The sequence below is a fragment of the Pseudomonadota bacterium genome (assembly GCA_013285465.1).
GTDB lineage: Bacteria > Pseudomonadota > Alphaproteobacteria > Micavibrionales > CSBR16-224 > CSBR16-224.
Window position 1 is genome coordinate 1,155,596 of record CP053449.1, and the last position, 18,422, is coordinate 1,174,017.

At 53.8% G+C, this 18,422-nt stretch carries 17 protein-coding genes; all 17 read left to right on the plus strand.

The features are described from left to right. Positions 1–25: 25 nt before the first annotated feature. Complete coding sequence (locus HND56_05630) at positions 26–1,444, plus strand: Do family serine endopeptidase (protein QKK06567.1); 1,419 nt, start codon at positions 26–28, stop codon at positions 1,442–1,444. A gap of 203 nt (positions 1,445–1,647) precedes the next feature. After that, positions 1,648–2,016 carry an NADH-quinone oxidoreductase subunit A gene (locus tag HND56_05635; protein ID QKK06568.1) on the plus strand — a complete coding sequence of 123 codons (369 nt, stop codon included), beginning with the start codon at positions 1,648–1,650 and terminating at the stop codon, positions 2,014–2,016. Next, positions 1,986–2,564: an NADH-quinone oxidoreductase subunit B gene (locus tag HND56_05640; protein ID QKK05201.1), complete on the plus strand. Its 579-nt coding sequence runs from the start codon at positions 1,986–1,988 to the stop codon at positions 2,562–2,564. The genes HND56_05635 and HND56_05640 overlap by 31 nt, the downstream gene beginning before the upstream one ends. Before the next feature lie 4 nt (positions 2,565–2,568). Then, entirely contained in the window at positions 2,569–3,228 is a 660-nt protein-coding gene (locus HND56_05645) for an NADH-quinone oxidoreductase subunit C (GenBank protein QKK05202.1), read from the plus strand. Between the two features lie 26 nt (positions 3,229–3,254). After that, a complete protein-coding gene (locus HND56_05650) occupies positions 3,255–4,445 on the plus strand; it encodes an NADH-quinone oxidoreductase subunit D (protein ID QKK06569.1) in 1,191 nt (396 codons plus the stop codon). A gap of 31 nt (positions 4,446–4,476) precedes the next feature. Beyond that, positions 4,477–5,136, plus strand: coding sequence for an NADH-quinone oxidoreductase subunit NuoE (nuoE, locus tag HND56_05655; GenBank protein ID QKK05203.1), 660 nt, complete (start codon positions 4,477–4,479; stop codon positions 5,134–5,136). A gap of 7 nt (positions 5,137–5,143) precedes the next feature. After that, positions 5,144–6,421 (plus strand): NADH-quinone oxidoreductase subunit NuoF, encoded by a 1,278-nt coding sequence (gene nuoF, locus HND56_05660; protein QKK05204.1) that lies wholly within the window; start codon positions 5,144–5,146, stop codon positions 6,419–6,421. 29 nt (positions 6,422–6,450) lie between these two features. Beyond that, complete coding sequence (locus HND56_05665; GenBank protein QKK05205.1) at positions 6,451–8,529, plus strand: NADH-quinone oxidoreductase subunit G; 2,079 nt, start codon at positions 6,451–6,453, stop codon at positions 8,527–8,529. Continuing rightward, positions 8,522–9,541: an NADH-quinone oxidoreductase subunit NuoH gene (nuoH, locus tag HND56_05670; protein QKK05206.1), complete on the plus strand. Its 1,020-nt coding sequence runs from the start codon at positions 8,522–8,524 to the stop codon at positions 9,539–9,541. Before HND56_05665 ends, nuoH begins: the two co-directional genes overlap by 8 nt. A gap of 16 nt (positions 9,542–9,557) precedes the next feature. After that, positions 9,558–10,046, plus strand: a complete 489-nt coding sequence (gene nuoI / locus HND56_05675; protein ID QKK05207.1) for an NADH-quinone oxidoreductase subunit NuoI — start codon at positions 9,558–9,560, stop codon at positions 10,044–10,046. Positions 10,047–10,073: 27 nt separating this feature from the next. After that, positions 10,074–10,688, plus strand: coding sequence for an NADH-quinone oxidoreductase subunit J (locus HND56_05680; GenBank protein ID QKK05208.1), 615 nt, complete (start codon positions 10,074–10,076; stop codon positions 10,686–10,688). Then, positions 10,688–11,011, plus strand: coding sequence for an NADH-quinone oxidoreductase subunit NuoK (nuoK, locus tag HND56_05685; GenBank protein QKK05209.1), 324 nt, complete (start codon positions 10,688–10,690; stop codon positions 11,009–11,011). The genes HND56_05680 and nuoK overlap by 1 nt, the downstream gene beginning before the upstream one ends. 7 nt (positions 11,012–11,018) lie before the next feature. After that, entirely contained in the window at positions 11,019–12,950 is a 1,932-nt protein-coding gene (nuoL, locus tag HND56_05690; GenBank protein QKK05210.1) for an NADH-quinone oxidoreductase subunit L, read from the plus strand. 16 nt (positions 12,951–12,966) lie between these two features. After that, a complete protein-coding gene (locus HND56_05695) occupies positions 12,967–14,526 on the plus strand; it encodes an NADH-quinone oxidoreductase subunit M (protein ID QKK05211.1) in 1,560 nt (519 codons plus the stop codon). Beyond that, entirely contained in the window at positions 14,526–15,974 is a 1,449-nt protein-coding gene (gene nuoN / locus HND56_05700) for an NADH-quinone oxidoreductase subunit NuoN (protein ID QKK06570.1), read from the plus strand. Before HND56_05695 ends, nuoN begins: the two co-directional genes overlap by 1 nt. After that, entirely contained in the window at positions 15,971–16,687 is a 717-nt protein-coding gene (locus tag HND56_05705) for a biotin--[acetyl-CoA-carboxylase] ligase (GenBank protein QKK05212.1), read from the plus strand. Before nuoN ends, HND56_05705 begins: the two co-directional genes overlap by 4 nt. Next, complete coding sequence (locus tag HND56_05710) at positions 16,684–18,393, plus strand: ribonuclease J (protein ID QKK05213.1); 1,710 nt, start codon at positions 16,684–16,686, stop codon at positions 18,391–18,393. Before HND56_05705 ends, HND56_05710 begins: the two co-directional genes overlap by 4 nt. Positions 18,394–18,422: the final 29 nt, after the last annotated feature.

Below are 18,422 nucleotides of genomic sequence, written 5' to 3' on the forward strand. Positions count from 1 at the left end.
AGAAGGATTGCCGAAAATGTCTGTGATGCAACGTCTTGTCATTCTTGCCGTGGTTTTCGCCCTGATGGTGTTTTCGCTGCCGTCACAGGCGGCGGCGCAGAAACAGTTGCCGCAAAGCCGCGAGCAAATCCAATTATCTTATGCGCCGGTCGTCAAACAAACGGCACCGGCTGTCGTGAATATCTATACGCAGAAAATGGTACAGCAGCGGGCAAGCCTCGGTCTGGGCCCCTTTATGAATGATCCGTTTTTCCGGCGTTTTTTCGGGCAGGAACTCTATGGTATGCCGATGCGCAAACGGCTTGAAAGCTCGCTCGGTTCCGGCGTTATTGTCGCGGAGGACGGGTTGATTGTCAGTAACGCGCATGTCATCAAAGATGCGCAGGAAATCGTTGTTGTGACAAATGACGGGCAGGAATATCAGGCGCAGAACGTGCTGGTGGATGAACGCACTGATCTTGCCGTTCTGAAAATTGATACGGAGGGGCGGAAACTGCCGGTGATTAGGCTGGGAGACAGCGACAGACTCGAAGTCGGCGATATCGTATTGGCGATCGGTAACCCCTTTGGTGTCGGGCAGACGGTCACCAGCGGAATCGTTTCAGCTGTTGCACGTACGGCGGCAGGTATCAGCGATTATAACTTCTTTATCCAGACCGATGCGGCGATTAATCCCGGCAATTCCGGCGGTGCTCTGGTCGGGTTGAACGGCAGGCTGATCGGCGTGAATACGGCGATTTTTTCGCGTGACGGCGGTTCGCTTGGAATCGGCTTTGCCATCCCGTCTAATATGGTGCAAATGGTGATTGATGCGGCGCGCAGCGGCGGAGAATTGCGGCGCTCTTGGTTTGGCGTGGGCGCGCAAGGGCTGACATCCGATATCGCACAGGGGCTGGGGCTGGACAGCGCGCGCGGTGCCCTGATTACAGGGGTGCATCCGGCCAGTCCTGCGGCGAAAGCAGGGCTGAAAACAGGAGATGTCGTAACGCATCTGAACGGCAAGCAGGTCGAAGACCCTGTGGCGTTGCGGTTTCGTGCGGCGCTTGTGAAAATCGGGGACAAGATCGTTCTGGATATTGTGCGCAAGGGCAAAAAGTCGCAGATCAGCTTTGCAGCGATTGCGCCGCCTGAAAATCCGCCACGCAACGAAACTGCGCTGACAGGGGCGCATCCGTTGACCGGAACGGTGGTTGCCAATATTTCTCCTGCCGTGCTGGAAGATATGGGAGACAGCAAAATCGGCGCAGATTCAGGGGTGGTGATCACCAATATCCGTCAACCAAGCCGTCTCGGCTTGCAAGCCGGCGATGTTGTGCAGCAGATTAACGGAGTGGATATCAAGACTGTCCGCCAATTGACGGATGTGCTGAGAAAACCTGCACGGGTCTGGAATATCTTGATCGGTCGCGGCGGACAGGTTATCCAGATACGGCTTGCCGGGTAAGGCGTTTGCTCAAGAAAGCCTTCTAAAAAACTGTTTTCAAAGGCGGATTTTTGCCTGTGTTATCTCCTTGTGAAATAAGGGCTTGTTTTGCCCTTTGAACATGGGAGCGAATGCTTTAGGATAATGCCAGCATAACGATTGACAGCCTTGCCGATTGGTTGTATTTCACTTAACTAAACAAGAATAAAAAGAACAACATCATGATGGAAAACGGCTTTTTACTGAACTATCTTCCGATCCTGATTTTTCTGGTGATCGCAACGGGAATGGCGCTTCTCGCCGTCCTCGCCTCATGGCTTGTCGGCCGGCAGAATCCCGACTCCGAGAAAATCTCCGCCTATGAATGCGGGTTCGAACCCTTTTCCGATGCGCATCATAAATTTGATGTGCGTTTTTATCTGGTGGCGATTCTTTTCATTATTTTTGATCTTGAAGTGGCTTTTCTGTTTCCCTGGGCGGTTACGCTGGGAAAAACCGGATTATTCGGCTTCTGGTCGATGGTGCTGTTCCTGTCTATTCTGACGGTCGGTTTCATTTATGAATGGAAAAAAGGAGCGTTGGAATGGGAGTAACGGGAAAAACAGACGGTCTTCCTCCCGGGCAGGCGCAAAATGCTCTGGTCAATGCGGCGATGGAAGAAATGAATGACCGCGGCTTTGTTGTTGCGAAATTCGATAAATTGCTGGACTGGGCGCGTACCGGTTCGCTCTGGCCGATGACATTCGGTCTGGCCTGCTGTGCGGTGGAAATGATCCACAGCTATATGAGCCGCTATGACCTTGACCGTTTCGGCGTTATTCCGCGCCCCAGCCCGCGCCAATCCGATGTGATGATTGTTGCCGGAACCCTGACGAATAAAATGGCGCCCGCTTTGCGTAAGGTTTACGACCAAATGGCGGAGCCGCGCTGGGTGATTTCGATGGGCTCCTGCGCCAATGGCGGCGGTTATTACCATTACTCCTATTCGGTGGTGCGCGGTTGTGACCGTGTCGTGCCTGTCGATATTTACGTTCCCGGCTGCCCGCCGACGGCCGAGGCGCTGGTTTACGGCATTTTGCTGCTGCAAAAGAAAATCCAGCGCGAAGGCAGTAACAAGCTTATCGTGCGGGGGCAGGCTTAGAAACATGGCAAAACGCGGCAACAAAGACAAAATCGCACTCAAGCAGCTTGGTCAGCATATCAAGCGCGCTTTGAAAAATGCGATCCTGCATTACGAGCTGGAACGCGATACGGAGCTTGTTCTGATGGTCGAGCGCACGAAAATCCGTGACGTTCTGGCCTTTCTGAAAGATGACACGCAATGTGCTTTCAAACAATTGATTGATATTTGCGGTGCCGATTATCCTGAGCATCACGAACGTTTTGAAGTTGTCTATCAATTGCTGAGCATGAAGCATAACCGCCGTATCCGCATCAAACTGGAAACGGATGAAGCCACACCGATTCCCAGCGTCAATGACCTTTTTAGTGCGGCAAACTGGCTTGAGCGTGAAGTCTGGGATATGTATGGCGTGTTTTTTGAGGATCATCCCGATCTGCGCCGCATCCTGACCGATTACGGTTTTCAGGGGCATCCCCTGCGCAAGGATTTCCCGCTGACGGGTTTTGTCGAAGTCCGTTATGACGAAGACACGAAACGCGTGGTTTATGAGCCGGTGGAACTGATGCAGGATTTCCGCCGCTTTGATTACACCAGCCCGTGGGAAGCGATGAGCGACCCCAATCTGTTCGGCGATGAAAAAGCCGTACGTCCGGGCTTTATGGGCGGAGGTGACAAAGCATGACGCCGGAAGCAGCTGTAACGGAAGAAATGGTCTCGGTCGCGGGACAAACACAAATCAAGCCCTTTACGATGAATTTCGGGCCGCAGCATCCTGCCGCGCATGGCGTGTTGCGTCTGGTCATGGAAATGGACGGCGAGATCGTGGAGCGTTGCGATCCGCATATCGGCCTGCTGCATCGCGGCACGGAAAAGCTGATCGAATATAAAACCTATACGCAGGCCGTGCCGTATTTTGACCGTCTGGATTACGTCGCGCCGATGAATCAGGAACATGCTTTCGCATTGGCGACGGAAAATCTGCTAGGCATCGAAGTGCCGGAGCGGGCGCAGTATATCCGCGTCCTGTTTTCCGAGCTGACGCGCATTTTGAACCATTTGCTGAATATCACGACTTTTGCGCTCGATGTCGGGGCGATTACACCGTCGCTATGGGGTTTTGAAGAACGTGAAAAAGGTATGGAATTCTATGACCGTATTTGCGGCGCACGCATTCACGCCAATTATTTCCGCCCCGGCGGCGTACATCAGGATATGCCCGAAGGTCTGGCCGAGGATATGTATGACTATGCCGAACAAATTCCGGTCTTTTTGAATGATCTGGAAGAATTGCTGACCGAAAACCGTATTTTCAAACAGCGTACCGTCGATATCGGCGTGGCGACAAAGGAAGAGGCGCTGGACTGGGGATTTACCGGACCGATGCTGCGGGCCTCCGGTGTGGCGTGGGATTTGCGTAAAAGCCAGCCCTATGAAGTCTATGACCGTATGGATTTTGACATTCCGGTCGGCAAAACCGGCGATTGCTATGCGCGTTACCTGATCCGTATGGAAGAAATGCGCCAATCGGCGAAAATCATGAAACAGGCTATCGCCGAAATGCCGAAAGGCGCGGTGATGGTTGACAATAACAAGATTGCGCCGCCGAAACGCGCGGATATGAAACAGTCGATGGAGGCGATGATCCATCACTTCAAACTGTATACCGAAGGCTATCATGTGCCGAAAGGCGAGACCTATGCCGCTGTGGAAGCCCCGAAAGGCGAATTCGGCGTCTATCTGGTCTCCGACGGCAGCAGCAAACCTTACCGTTGCCATATGCGCGCGCCGGGCTTTGCGCATTTGGCGGCTTTGGATCATCTGTCGCGCGGGCATATGCTGGCGGATGCGGTGGCAATCATCGGGGCGATGGATATTGTATTTGGAGAAATCGACCGCTGATACGCAGCGGTGATGACAAGGTGAAAGAAAAATGGGCAGTTTACGCGTCACAAAATTCGATCAGCCGAAAAGCTTCAAATTTTCGAAAGAAAATATGGCGAAGATTGAGGATATCCTGAAAAAATATCCGTCCAACCAGAAGCAAAGCGCGGTGATGCCGCTCTTGGATCTGGCGCAGCGTCAGCATGGCGGCTGGATTCCTGAAGCGGCGATGGAGGAAATCGGCCGCGTGTTGGATATGCCGCGCTTGAAAGTTTTTGAAGTTGCGACATTCTACACGATGTATAATTTGACACCCGTCGGCGAATATTTGCTGCAATTCTGCACCACAACCCCTTGCTGGCTGTGCGGTAGCGGCGACATCGTCAAAGCGGCGGAGGAGCATCTGGGCGCAAAAATCGGTGAAACCACCAAAGACGGTAAATTCACACTGGTTGAGGTCGAATGCCTCGGCGCCTGCGTGAATGCGCCGATGGTACAGGTCAATGACGATTATTACGAAGACCTGACGCCTGAATTGATTGTGACGCTGCTAAAAGATTTGAAAGCCGGCAAGAAGATCAGCTTCGGCTCACAGACCGGTCGCAAAGGCTCTTGCGCGCAGGACGGCCCGACCACGCTGGAGTCGCAAGCGAAAAAGGCGAAGGTCGCCATGGCTGAAGATCAGAAAAAAAGCGGTAAGAAGGGGTAAGTGACACATGTTGCAGGATAAAGACCGCATTTTCACCAATCTTTACGGCTGGGACGGCACCGATCTGAAATCATCGAAAAAACGCGGTGATTGGAGCAATACGAAAAAGCTGATCGGTAAAGGTCGCGAATGGCTTATCGAGGAAATGAAAGCCTCCGGTATGCGCGGACGCGGCGGTGCAGGTTTCCCGACGGGGCTGAAATGGTCTTTTATGCCCAAAGACAGCGGTAAACCGCAATATCTGGTTGTGAATGCCGATGAATCCGAACCCGGTACCTGTAAAGACCGCGATATCCTGCGTCACGAACCGCATAAACTGATTGAAGGCTGTCTGCTGGCAGGTTTCGCCATCAGCGCCAATACCGGATATATCTATATCCGCGGTGAATTTTATAATGAGGCGATGGCACTGCAAAAAGCCATTGATGAAGCCTATGATGCCGGATTGCTCGGTAAAAACGCCGCGAAATCGGGATGGGATTTTGATCTCTATATTCATCGCGGGGCAGGGGCTTATATCTGCGGCGAGGAAAGCGCGCTCCTGAACTCGCTGGAAGGCAAAAAAGGCATGCCGCGCAACAAGCCGCCCTTTCCGGCGATGGCAGGGCTTTATGCCTGCCCGACGACCGTCAATAATGTTGAGACAATTGCGGCGGTGCCGGATATTATGCGACGCGGCGGCAGCTGGTTTTCATCCTTTGGTAACGAGAACAACCGCGGCACGAAACTGTTTTGCATTTCCGGTCATGTCAACCGCCCCTGTAATGTGGAGGAATCTCTGAGTATTCCGCTGCATGAATTGATTGAAAAACATGCGGGCGGCGTGCGCGGCGGCTGGGATAATCTTTTGGCGGTTCTGCCGGGCGGATCATCCACGCCCATTCTGCCGCGCCATATCTGCGACACGGTACTGATGGATTTTGACAGCCTGAAAGCCGTGCAGTCCAGCCTTGGCACGGCGGCGGTGATTGTGATGGATAAATCCACCGATGTCGTGCAGGCGATTACGCGTCTGTCGCAATTTTACTGGCATGAAAGCTGCGGCCAATGCACGCCCTGCCGTGAAGGGACGGGCTGGATATGGCGCATGATGAAGCAAATGACCACAGGCGAAGCGTCAATCAAGGATATCGATATGCTGCTGGATGTCTGCGGGCAGATGGAGGGCAACTCGATTTGCGCCCATGCCGATGCCGCGGCCTGGCCGATACAGGGCTTGATGCGCCATTTCCGCGATGAGGTTGAGCGCCGCATCATCGAATACCGCAAAACGCAGGCGGCTTGAAGAGTTTAGAAGAGTAGAAGGACAAGACGATGCCGAAATTGACAATCGACGATATTGAAGTCACGGTCGAACCCGGTACATCGCTGTTACAGGCAGCGGAGCAGCTCGGAATTGAAATTCCGCGTTTCTGCTATCACGACAAATTGTCGGTTCCGGCGAATTGCCGCATGTGCCTTGTCGAAGTTGAGGGCGCGCCGAAACTGGCTGCCAGTTGCGCCATGCCTTGCGGTGAAAATATGAATGTGAAGACCGGCTCGGAAAAAGTACGCCGCGCCCGTCAGGGAATGATGGAATTCCTGCTGATTAACCATCCGCTGGACTGTCCGATCTGCGATCAGGGCGGCGAATGCGATTTGCAGGATCAGGCCATGGCCTATGGTTTTGACCGCAGCCGTTTTGAGGAAGACAAACGCGCGGTCAAAGATAAAGAACTGGGCCCGGTTGTAAAAACGGTGATGACACGCTGCATCCATTGCACACGCTGTGTTCGTTTCGGCGATGAAGTTGCGGGAACGCAGGAGCTGGGTGTGCTGAACCGCGGCGAGCATCTGGAAATCGGCACTTATGTTGAACAAATGATGACATCGGAACTGTCGGGCAATCTGGTTGATGTCTGTCCGGTCGGCGCATTGACGGCAAAACCTTATGCTTTTATCGCCCGCCCGTGGGAACTGGTGAAAACGGAAAGCATTGATGCGCTGGATGCGGTCGGCTCGAATATCCGCATTGATTGCCGCGGCAACCAGATTATGCGCATTTTGCCGCGCCTGCATGAAGATGTGAACGAGGAATGGATTTCCGACAAAACCCGCCATGCCTGTGACGGGCTGCGCGTAAATCGCCTTGACCGCCCTTATCTGCGCGATGCGAAAGGCAAATTGAAGCCTGCCTCATGGACGGATGCATTTGAAGCGGTGGCTGAACGTTTAAAAGGCGTGGATGGCAAGAAAGTCGCCGCCGTAACGGGTGATCTTTGTGACGTTGAATCAATGATGGCGCTGAAAGACCTGATGGCAGGGCTGGGCAGCCCGCATATGGAATGCCGTCAGGACGGTGCGAAATTTGATCCGTATCAGCCATGCGGTTACGGTTTTAACACAACGATTGCCGGTGTGGAAGAGGCGGATGCCATTCTGCTGATCGGTACCAATCCGCGCTGGGAAGCGGCAATGCTGAATGCCCGCATCCATAAAAACTGGCGTGCCAATAACACAAAAATCGGTTTCATTGGCCCGCGTGCCGATCTGAACTATGAATATGCGCATCTGGGCACCGGTTCGGACGCGCTGGAAGACCTGCTGGCCGGCAAACACAGTTTTGCCGCAGTATTGGAAAAAGCTGAAAAGCCGATGCTGATATTGGGCATGGGGGCTGTGCGCCGCGATGACGGCTTGGCCGTTCACGCGATGGCGCGCGCGGTTGCTGAAAAATTCGGCATGGTGCGTGATGATTGGAACGGCTTTAACCTATTGCAGTTGGCGGCGGCCCGTATGGGGGCTTTGTCCATCGGTTTTGTGCCGGATCAGGCGCGGGGCGGGCTGGATATGGACGGTATTATCGCCGCATCGAAAACAGGTGATATCGAGATTCTGTATGCGCTGGGCGCAGATGAGCTTCCCTATGACCGCCTGAGCAAAAAGACTTTTGTGATTTATCAGGGCCATCACGGTGATGCTGGTGCGGCGCGGGCGGATGTGATCTTCCCCGGTGCGGCCTATACGGAAAAACCCGGCCTGTATGTCAATCTGGAAGGGCGCGTGCAAACGGCACGCAAAGCGGCGTTTCCACCCGGCGATGCGCGGGAGGACTGGACAATTCTCAGAGCGCTGTCCTCGCATATGGGTTATCCGCTGCCCTATGATAATCCGGCGGAGCTTCGCGCACGCCTGATTCAGGAAAACGAGATGTTTGATCATATTGATCAAATTCCGCATGCGGCATGGAAAACATTTGCGGCAGATGCAGGCGATGTGAAAAAACTGCCTTTCCGTCTGCCGGTGGCCAATTTTTACAAAACCTGTCCGGTTAGCCGTGTCTCGGTAACGATGCAGGAATGCACGGACGCTTTTGTTGATAAAACAATGGAGAAGAAACGGGCAAATGCTTGAAACTCTTTTAGGATATATTGTTCCGACCGCGATTATTGTGGCCAAGATCGTGTTGATCATTTTGCCGCTTCTGGTCGCCGTGGCGTATCTGACCTATGCCGAGCGCAAGGTGATGGCTGCCATGCAAATGCGGCAGGGGCCGATGATGGTCGGGCCCTTTGGTTTGCTGCAGCCGCTGGCTGACGGTATCAAGCTCTTTGCGAAGGAAACGATTTTGCCGGTGCGCTCCAGCAAGGTGATTTTCGTGATCGCGCCGATGCTGACCTTTATGCTCAGCCTTGTCGCATGGGCGGTTATTCCCTTTGATGAAGGCATGGTGCTGGCCGATATCAATGTCGGCGTGCTGTATCTGTTCGCAATTTCCTCGCTGGGGGTTTACGGCATTCTGATGGCGGGCTGGGCATCCAACTCACGCTATGCCTTCCTTGGCGGCTTGCGCTCTGCTGCGCAGATGGTCTCTTATGAGGTCTCCATCGGTTTTGTGATTATTACGGTGCTGCTGACGACGGGGTCGCTTAATCTCAGCGATATCGTTATGGCCGAGCGGACATGGTGGATGAATTTACTGCTGTTCCCGATGTTCGTGGTGTTCCTGATTTCCGCATTGGCGGAAACAAACCGCGCCCCCTTTGATCTGCCCGAGGGTGAGTCAGAGCTGGTCGGCGGTTATAACGTCGAATATTCGGCCATGACTTTCGCGCTGTTCTTCCTGGGCGAATACGCCAATATGATTTTGATGAGCGGTATGACGGTTGTGCTGTTCCTCGGCGGCTGGCTGCCGCCCTTCGGAATGGAAATCGCGTGGCTGTCATGGGTGCCGGGGCTGATCTGGTTCGGCGCGAAAACGGCGGCGGTTCTGTTTGTTTTTGTATGGTCGCGGGCGACATTGCCGCGCTACCGCTATGACCAGCTGATGCGTCTTGGCTGGAAAGTGTTTTTACCCTTTACGCTGTTCTGGGTCATTGTGGTTGCCGGAACATTGCTGGCAAATAACAGCCTGCCGGTGTTTTAAGAAAGGTTTTTGACGAATGAGCTTTACAGACAGAATGGTGCGCGGCTTTCTTTTGACCGAACTGGTGCGCGGTTTTTGGCTGACATTCAAATATATGTTCAAGCCGAAAGTGACATTGAACTATCCGTTTGAAAAAGGCCCAATCAGCCCGCGTTTTCGCGGTGAGCATGCATTGCGCCGCTATCCGAACGGAGAGGAACGCTGTATCGCCTGTAAATTATGCGAGGCGATCTGCCCCGCCATGGCCATTACGATCGAGGCCGAACCGCGCGATGACGGCAGCCGCCGCACAACGCGCTATGACATTGACATGATCAAATGCATCTATTGCGGTTTGTGTCAGGAAGCCTGCCCCGTTGACGCAATTGTCGAAGGGCCGAATTTCGAATATGCGACGGAAACGCGCGAAGAGCTTTATTACAATAAGGAAAAACTGCTGGAAAACGGCGATATCTGGGAGGCGCAGATCGCCCGTAATATCGAAGCCGATGCACCTTACCGGTAAGCCGAGAAAAGAACGAAGGACAAAAACATGATTGAAGCCCTGGTATTCTATATGTTCGCATCCGTGCTGATCGCCAGCGGCGTGATGGTAATCACGGCGCGGAACTCCGTGCATTCCGTCCTGTTTCTGATTTTGGCTTTTTTCAACGCCGCCGGATTATTTGTGCTATTGGGCGCGGAATTTGTCGCGATGATCCTTGTGATCGTCTATGTCGGTGCTGTGGCTGTGCTGTTCCTGTTTGTCGTGATGATGCTGGATGTCGGGCGCGTGAATATCAAGGAGGGGCTGGTCAGCTATCTGCCGATTGGCGGGTTGGTCGGGCTTGTCTTGCTGGCAGAGCTGGTCTGGCTTTACTGGACATGGGAATTCTCCGCAGGGGCCGTGCAGAACCGCCTTGCACCGATGAGCACGGATGCCGGTGTCACCAACACCCATGCGCTGGGGCAAATTCTTTACACGCAGAATGTCTATCTGTTCCAGACGGCGGGTTTGATCCTGCTGGTGTCAATGATCGGCGCGATTGTGCTGACACTCAGAACGCGGCCCGGTGTGCGTAAGCAGAAAGTCAGCGATCAGGTTTCGCGCCGTCCGGCGGATGCGATGGAAATCCAACAGGTTGAAACCGGAGCGGGAGTACAATAATGGACGCAGCATGGTTTGAAATCACAATGACGCATTATCTGGTGGTCAGCGCCGTGCTGTTCATTCTGGGTGTGTTCGGTATTTTCTTAAACCGCCGTAATCTGATCGTCATCCTGATGTCGATCGAGCTGATGCTGCTTTCCGTCACGGTCAATATGGTGACCTTTTCCGCCTATCTGCAGGATTTGACGGGGCAGGTATTTGCGATGTTTATTTTGACGGTTGCGGCGGCAGAGGCCGCCATCGGGCTCGCCATTCTTGTGGTGTTCTTCCGTAACCGCGGCACAATCGCCGTTGATGAAATTACGGCGATGAAGGGGTAAGAAGACAATGGAACAATTTGCAGTCATTCTTCCGCTGATGGGCGCAATTATCGCAGGGTTCTTTGGCCGTGTGATCGGTGATCGTGGTGCTCAATTCGTGACCTGCGCCTTTATGCTGCTGGCGGCTTTTATCTCGATCGGTATTTTTCGCGACCTGTCGGCGGGCGGTGAAACGCTGCATGTGCCGCTGTTTACATGGATTCAATCCGGTACGCTGGATGTGGCCTGGGCGCTGCGCTTTGACACGCTGTCGGCGGTGATGATCACGGTCGTGAATGTTGTCTCCGCCGCGGTGCATGTTTACTCCATCGGCTATATGAGTCATGACAAATGCAAGGCGCGTTTTATGGCCTATCTCAGCCTGTTTACCTTTGCGATGCTGATGCTGGTCACGGCGGACAACCTATTGCAGATGTTCTTCGGCTGGGAAGGGGTCGGTCTGGCCTCCTATCTGTTGATCGGTTTCTGGAACCATAAACCCAGTGCCAATGCGGCGGCGGTCAAAGCCTTTATCGTCAACCGTATCGGTGACTTCGGCCTGATACTGGGCGTGATGACGCTGTTCGCGATTTTCGGAACGCTTGATTTTGATGCGATTTTCTCCGATACCGAAAATGCCGCCCATGCGATGTTCGTGTTTATGGGCTATGACATTCATGCGCTGTCTCTGGCCTGCGGCTTGCTGTTCATCGGCGCGATGGGTAAATCCGCACAGCTGGGTCTGCATACATGGCTGCCCGATGCGATGGAAGGCCCGACGCCTGTTTCCGCACTAATCCACGCCGCGACGATGGTCACCGCAGGGGTGTTCCTTGTGGCGCGTATGTCGCCGCTGTTTGAATATGCGCCCGTGGTGCAGGAATTTATCACGGTTGTCGGTGCGCTGACGGCGCTGATTGCGGCGACGATTGCGCTGACGCAATTTGATATCAAACGGGTGATTGCCTATTCGACGATGAGCCAGCTGGGCTATATGTTTTTTGCGCTCGGCGTGTCTGCCTATGGTGCGGCGATTTTCCACCTTTTCACCCACGCATTTTTCAAGGCGCTGCTGTTCCTTGGCGCGGGCTCCGTCATCCATGCCATGTCCGATGAACAGGATATGCGCTATATGGGCGGCATCTGGAAGAAAATTCCGGTGACCTATGCGGTGATGTGGATTGGCTCACTGGCACTTGCCGGTATTCCGTGGTTCGCGGGATATTTCTCCAAAGATCTGATTTTGGAGGCCGCCTTTGCCGCACATTCCCCCGTCGGTACATTTGCTTTCTGGTGCGGTATTATTGCCGCCTTTCTGACGGCATTCTATTCCTGGCGTCTGCTGTTTATGACCTTCCACGGCCAGCCGCGCGCGGATGAAAAAGTCATGGCGCATATCCATGAAGCGCCTTCGGTGATGCGTTTGCCGCTTTACGTTCTGGCTGCAGGCTCTTTATTCGCCGGCAGCATTTTCGCGGGACGCTTTGTCGGTGAGGGGCGGATGGAGTTCTGGCGGGAAAGCCTGTTTGTGCTGCCTGGCAATGACACAATTGAAGCCGCGCATCATGCACCGCATTGGGTCGCTTTGCTGCCGGTCGGTATTGCGACAGCGGGGATTGTGCTGGCCTATCTGTTCTATATGGTGGCCAGAACATTGCCGCAGTCTTTCACAACGACTTTCCCGGCTATTCACCGCCTGTTGTTCAATAAATGGTATTTTGACGAGATTTACGATGCCGTTTTCGTCCGCACGGCGCATAAGCTGGGCTATGCGCTCTGGAAGGGCGGTGATGAAATGATTATTGACCGTCTCGGTCCTGACGGCGTTGCCAAAACAATGTCGCTGACCGGAGAAAAGGTCGCAGATGCGGAAACGGGCTATGTCTACCATTATGCTTTCGCGATGCTGGTCGGCGTGGCTGTCCTGACGGGGCTCTATTTCTACAAGGTTTACGGATAAATAAGGAAGAAGAATTGTGAACAATTTTCCGATACTTTCGCTTATCACGTTCCTGCCGCTGTTCGGCGCATTCTTCATCCTGCTGATTAACAGCAAGAATGATGAAGATGTGACCCGCAATGCGCGTTACGTGGCATTGTTTACGTCATTATTTACCTTCGGCGTTTCGCTGGTGATGTATGCGATGTTCAAGCCCGGCAATCCGGGGTTTCAGCTGGTGGAAACATGGCATTGGATGCCGTCGCTGAAAATCAATTACAAGATGGGCGTGGACGGTATTTCCGTTCTGTTCGTACTGCTGTCGACCTTTTTGACACCGATTTGTATTCTGGCCAGCTGGTTTTCCATCAACAAACATGTCAAAGAATATATGATCGCCTTTATGGTGCTGGAAACCATGATGGTCGGCATGTTCTGTGCGCTTGATCTGGTCGTGTTCTATATTTTCTTCGAGGCCGTGCTGATCCCGATGTTCATTATCATCGGTGTATGGGGCGGTCCGCGCCGCGTTTATGCCGCGTTTAAATTTTTCCTATATACGCTGCTCGGTTCCGTGCTGATGCTGCTGGCGGTGCTGGCGATGTATGTTTATACCGGCACGACGGATATTATGGTGCTGATGGAAAAAACGCATTTCCCGCTGCAGATGCAATATTGGCTGTTCTTGGCCTTTTTCGCTTCTTTTGCGGTCAAGGTGCCGATGTGGCCGGTGCATACATGGCTTCCCGATGCGCATGTCGAGGCACCGACGGCAGGCTCCGTCATTCTGGCAGGGGTGCTGTTGAAAATGGGCGGATACGGCTTCCTGAGGTTTTCCGTACCGATGCTGCCGGTTGCGACAGCTTATTTCACGCCTTATATCTATGCACTCAGCATTATCGCGATTATCTATACCTCGCTGGTCGCGCTGGCGCAAAAGGACATGAAAAAGCTGATCGCTTATTCCTCCGTGGCGCATATGGGTTTTGTGACGCTTGGTATCTTTACGCTGACCGAACAGGGGATGGAGGGCGCGATGTTCCAGATGCTCTCGCATGGTGTTGTCTCGGCGGCACTGTTCCTGTGCGTCGGCGTTGTTTATGACCGTTTGCACACGCGGGATATCGGGCGCTATGGCGGTGTGGTCAATGTTATGCCGCGTTATGCGACGGTGTTTATGATCTTTATGCTTGGCTCCATCGGTTTGCCGGGGACAAGCGGCTTTGTCGGCGAGTTTCTGGCTTTGCTGGGTGCGTTCCGCGTCAATACGACGGTGGCGGTTCTGGCGGCGACAGGGGTTGTACTGGGCGCAGCCTATATGCTGTATCTCTACCGTGCCGTTGTTTTCGGACCGCTGGAACATGATGATGTCCGCCGGATGCCCGATCTCTCCGCCCGCGAAATCAGCATGTTTGTGCCGCTGGCCTTTTTGGTTATCTGGATGGGGGTCTACCCGTCAGCGGTATTGAAAACGATTTCGCCGGCTGTCGATAAAACGATCAGACTGTACCAACAGGGAATCGAATATGCGGCGGAACATGAGCTGCCAATAAAAGAGAATGCGGCCGCGCCGCAGACGGAAGGATTAAAAGAATGATTGTCGGAACATTTGATCTGTTGCCCGTGGCGCCGGAAATTCTTGTGGCGGTAATGGGGATGCTGCTTTTGGTTCTTGGCGTTTTTCTGGGAGATAAGAGCTTCCGCCTGATTTCCTGGTACACGGTTCTCAGCTTTGCCGTAACAGCGGCCTTGTTGCTGCGTTTCCCTGACGGAACGATTCCGGCCTTCGGCGGGTTGTTTATTTCCGAGCCTTTTGCCGTTTTCATGAAAATACTGGTCTTGTTCGGCGGGGCGCTGTCGGTGCTGATGGCGATGCAATATGCCGAAAGGCAGAAAATAGCGCGGTTTGAATATCCTGTATTGGTGCTGTTCTCCGTACTTGGCATGATGATGATGCTGTCGGCAAATGATCTGATCTCGCTTTATATGGGACTGGAACTGCAAAGCCTGCCGCTTTACGTGCTGGCGGCACTAAACCGTGACAGCCTGAAATCCTCCGAGGCAGGCGTGAAATATTTTGTGCTGGGCGCCTTATCTTCCGGACTGCTGCTTTACGGTTGCTCGATGGTCTACGGCTTTGCCGGAACCACCAGCTTCCCCGGTATTGCCGATTCAATGTCTTTGATGGAAGGTGCGCCGTCCATGGGGCTGGTCATTGGTCTGGTCTTTATGCTGTCGGGACTGGCCTTTAAAGTATCCGCCGTGCCCTTCCATATGTGGACACCGGACGTCTATGAAGGCGCACCGGCTTCGGTTGTCAGCTTTTTTGCCATGGTGCCGAAAATCGCGGCGATGGGGCTGCTGGTACGCGTCACGATGAGCGCTTTCGGCGGGATTGCCGACCAGTGGCAGCAGGTGATCTGGGTGATTGCGGCGGGATCGATGATTGTCGGTGCCTTTGCAGCCTTGCGGCAAACCAATATCCGGCGTTTGATGGCCTATAGCTCCATCGGTCATATGGGTTATGCGCTGATTGGCCTTGCCGCAGCCAGCGCCGAAGGTGTGCGCGGGTTGATGCTGTATATGGTGATTTACATGATTACGACAGGCGGCGTGTTTGCCGTGATCCTGATGATGACGCGCCGCGGACAACAGGCGGAGGAAATCGACGATCTGGCAGGACTGGCAAAATACAATCCGATCATGGCGGCCTGTATGGCATTGCTGATGTTCTCTATGGCAGGTATTCCGCCGGTTGCAGGTTTCTTCGGCAAGCTGTTCATTTTTCAGGCAGCTGTCGCGCAGGGCTTTTACTGTCTGGCAATCATCGGTGTGTTGTCCAGCGTTGTCGCGGCCTATTACTATCTGCGCGTCATCCGCGTCATGTATTTTGACGAACCGGTGAACGAGCTCGACCGTGTTGACGATGCGCCCGCCTTATTCGTGATGCGTGGTGCGACTGTCTTCGCGCTGATCTTTGCCGTCATTATCTGGCCGGTCTTTGAAACGCTGACCCATGCTGTCGAAAGGCTGCTGGGGGCATGACGGCATTTCCCGGCGGTGTGACGCACCGGCATGTTGAAACAGTGGACAGTACCAATCTTTTCGCACGCGGCTGTCTGGAACATGGCACGGTTATAACAGCAGGCCGCCAAACAGCAGGGCGCGGGCGCTATGGCCGTGATTGGTCTTCCCCTGAAGGCAATCTCTATTTATCACTGGTCTGGAAAGTGCGTGATTTTGCCGCTGCCGGGCAATATGCGTTTTTAACGGCTCTGGCCATGGCTGACGCGCTGAAAGCCGCGACAGGTGATGACGGTTTGCCGCTGCAATTGAAATGGCCGAATGATGTCCTGCTTGGCGGCAAAAAGCTTTGCGGCATTTTGCTGGAGGCGGAAACAAAGGATGATCAAGTCTATCTTATTATCGGCACAGGCGTTAATCTTGCCGGTGCGCCGGATTATGCCTGTGACTTGAAATCCGCAACGGGCAAGATTGTAACGCCGCAGGAAATGGCGCAGCATTTTGTCAGCAGTTTTGCAGCATGGGACGCGCGCTTGCAGAGGCAAGGTTTTGATACGGTGCGTGAAAACTGGCTGGCACAAGCGCATAGCATCGGCACAAAGCTTGAGGTAAAATTACCGCAAGAGGCTTTCTCCGGCAAATTTGCCGGTATTGATACAGGCGGCGCATTGCTGCTGGAACAGGAAAACGGCGCCCTGCGCACCGTGACATCAGGAGAGGTATTTTTTACATGATGACGGATTTTGAATGGGAGAAAGACAAGCTCTATTTCCTGCCGCTGGGCGGTTGCGGATTATTCGGCGCAAATCTGACCCTCTACGGCTTTAACGGCAAATGGCTGATGGTCGATTGCGGTATGGGCTTTCCCGATGACACGATGCCCAGCGTTGACCTGCTGGTGCCGGATATCACATTTTTGAAACAAGAACGCGATAATCTGATCGCTTGTGTCCTGACCCATGCACATGAAGACCATATCGGTGCATTGGAATATCTGTGGCCTGAACTGAAATGCCCGCTTTATGCCACGCCGTTTACGGCGGCAATGATCCGCAGCAAATTCTCCGAACATAGCTGGGCGGATCAGGCAGAGATTCATACCGTTCCTGTCGGCGGCGAGATTAAAGACCTTGCACCGTTTCATATCCGTATGATCGGTATGGCGCATTCCATTCCCGAGGCGCAATCGCTGGTGATAACGGCGGGGGATTTGCAACCGGTCTTGCATACGGGTGACTGGAAGCTGGATGCAACGCCTTGCGTCGGTGATGAAACCGATGAAACGGCTTTGGCCGCTTTGGGGGCGGCGGGCGGCGTGCTGGCAGTGGTCGGCGATTCCACCAATGCGATGCTGGAAGGTCATTCCGCCTCCGAACAGGTCGTACAGGACAGCCTGACGAAACTGTTTGCCGATTATCCTGACAGCCGGATTTTCGTGACCTGTTTCGCCTCGAATGTGGCGCGGATGTATAATATTGCCCGTGCGGCAGAGGCCAATGGCCGCAGTGTCGGCGTGTCGGGACGTTCCCTGTGGCGTTCTTATGAAGTCTCAAAAGCCTGCGGTTATTTGACCGATATTCCGCCATTTCTGGAAGACCGCGAAGCAATGGCGCAACCGCGTGAGAAATCCGTGATTGTCCTGACAGGTTCGCAAGGGGAAAGCCGTGCCGCTGTGGCGCGTATCGCCCGTGGTGAACACCCCTGCATCCGTCCTGAAAGGGGGGATGTGCTGTTTTTCTCCGCCCTGCGTATTCCGGGGAATGAGGCGATGATTGACCGCTCGCTGTCGCGCTTTTGGGAGATGGATGTCGAAATTGTCAGCAAACAGACTCATCCGGAAAACCCCGTCCATGTTTCCGGCCACCCGTATCGCGGCGAGCTGGAAAAACTGTATAAATGGGTACAGCCGAAAATCGCCGTTCCCGTACATGGTGAGGCCATGCAGATGGACCACCACGCGGAACTGGCCGAAAAATGCGGGATCAAACATGTAATGACAGGCATGACAGGCACGGTTTACAGCCTGTGCCCCGAAAACGGCGTAACGGTGCTGGATGAAGTGCCGCATGGCCTGCTGGCGGTTGAAGGGCCGCGTATGATGCCGATCCATGACGAAACACTGGCCGTGCGCCGCCGCATTACCTTCAACGGCGCGGTGGTGGTCAGTATCGTGATGGACGGGCGCGGCAATCTGAAAGACCTGCCGCAGATTACCGCCCTCGGTCTTGCCGATGAAACCAGCGAGGAAGGCCAAGCCGTTCTGAAACAGGCAAGCGAGGCGGTGGCAAAAACACTGGCCAATCTGCCGGAAGATCTTCGTCTATGCAGTGATGAAGGCACGCAGCATGAATTCTCGGAAAAGGCGCGCATCGCCGCGCGCAAATTCTTCCATAGCTATTGCGGCAAACGCCCGCAAACCCGCGTCCATCTGTTCGTTTGATTTTTTTAACTTTTTTGCGGTTATAATGG

Excerpts from the sequence above, each read along its gene's own strand:
- HND56_05645 (QKK05202.1), top strand. The coding sequence starts at position 2,569 with ATGGCAAAACGCGGCAACAAAGACAAAATCGCACTCAAGCAGCTTGGT.
- HND56_05665 (QKK05205.1), top strand. The coding sequence starts at position 6,451 with ATGCCGAAATTGACAATCGACGATATTGAAGTCACGGTCGAACCCGGT.
- nuoL (QKK05210.1), top strand. The coding sequence starts at position 11,019 with ATGGAACAATTTGCAGTCATTCTTCCGCTGATGGGCGCAATTATCGCA.
- HND56_05705 (QKK05212.1), top strand. The coding sequence starts at position 15,971 with ATGACGGCATTTCCCGGCGGTGTGACGCACCGGCATGTTGAAACAGTG.
- nuoK (QKK05209.1), top strand. The coding sequence starts at position 10,688 with ATGGACGCAGCATGGTTTGAAATCACAATGACGCATTATCTGGTGGTC.
- HND56_05630 (QKK06567.1), top strand. The coding sequence starts at position 26 with ATGCAACGTCTTGTCATTCTTGCCGTGGTTTTCGCCCTGATGGTGTTT.
- HND56_05680 (QKK05208.1), top strand. The coding sequence starts at position 10,074 with ATGATTGAAGCCCTGGTATTCTATATGTTCGCATCCGTGCTGATCGCC.
- HND56_05710 (QKK05213.1), top strand. The coding sequence starts at position 16,684 with ATGATGACGGATTTTGAATGGGAGAAAGACAAGCTCTATTTCCTGCCG.
- nuoH (QKK05206.1), top strand. The coding sequence starts at position 8,522 with ATGCTTGAAACTCTTTTAGGATATATTGTTCCGACCGCGATTATTGTG.
- nuoI (QKK05207.1), top strand. The coding sequence starts at position 9,558 with ATGAGCTTTACAGACAGAATGGTGCGCGGCTTTCTTTTGACCGAACTG.
- nuoF (QKK05204.1), top strand. The coding sequence starts at position 5,144 with ATGTTGCAGGATAAAGACCGCATTTTCACCAATCTTTACGGCTGGGAC.
- HND56_05635 (QKK06568.1), top strand. The coding sequence starts at position 1,648 with ATGGAAAACGGCTTTTTACTGAACTATCTTCCGATCCTGATTTTTCTG.
- HND56_05640 (QKK05201.1), top strand. The coding sequence starts at position 1,986 with ATGGAAAAAAGGAGCGTTGGAATGGGAGTAACGGGAAAAACAGACGGT.
- HND56_05650 (QKK06569.1), top strand. The coding sequence starts at position 3,255 with ATGGTCTCGGTCGCGGGACAAACACAAATCAAGCCCTTTACGATGAAT.
- nuoE (QKK05203.1), top strand. The coding sequence starts at position 4,477 with ATGGGCAGTTTACGCGTCACAAAATTCGATCAGCCGAAAAGCTTCAAA.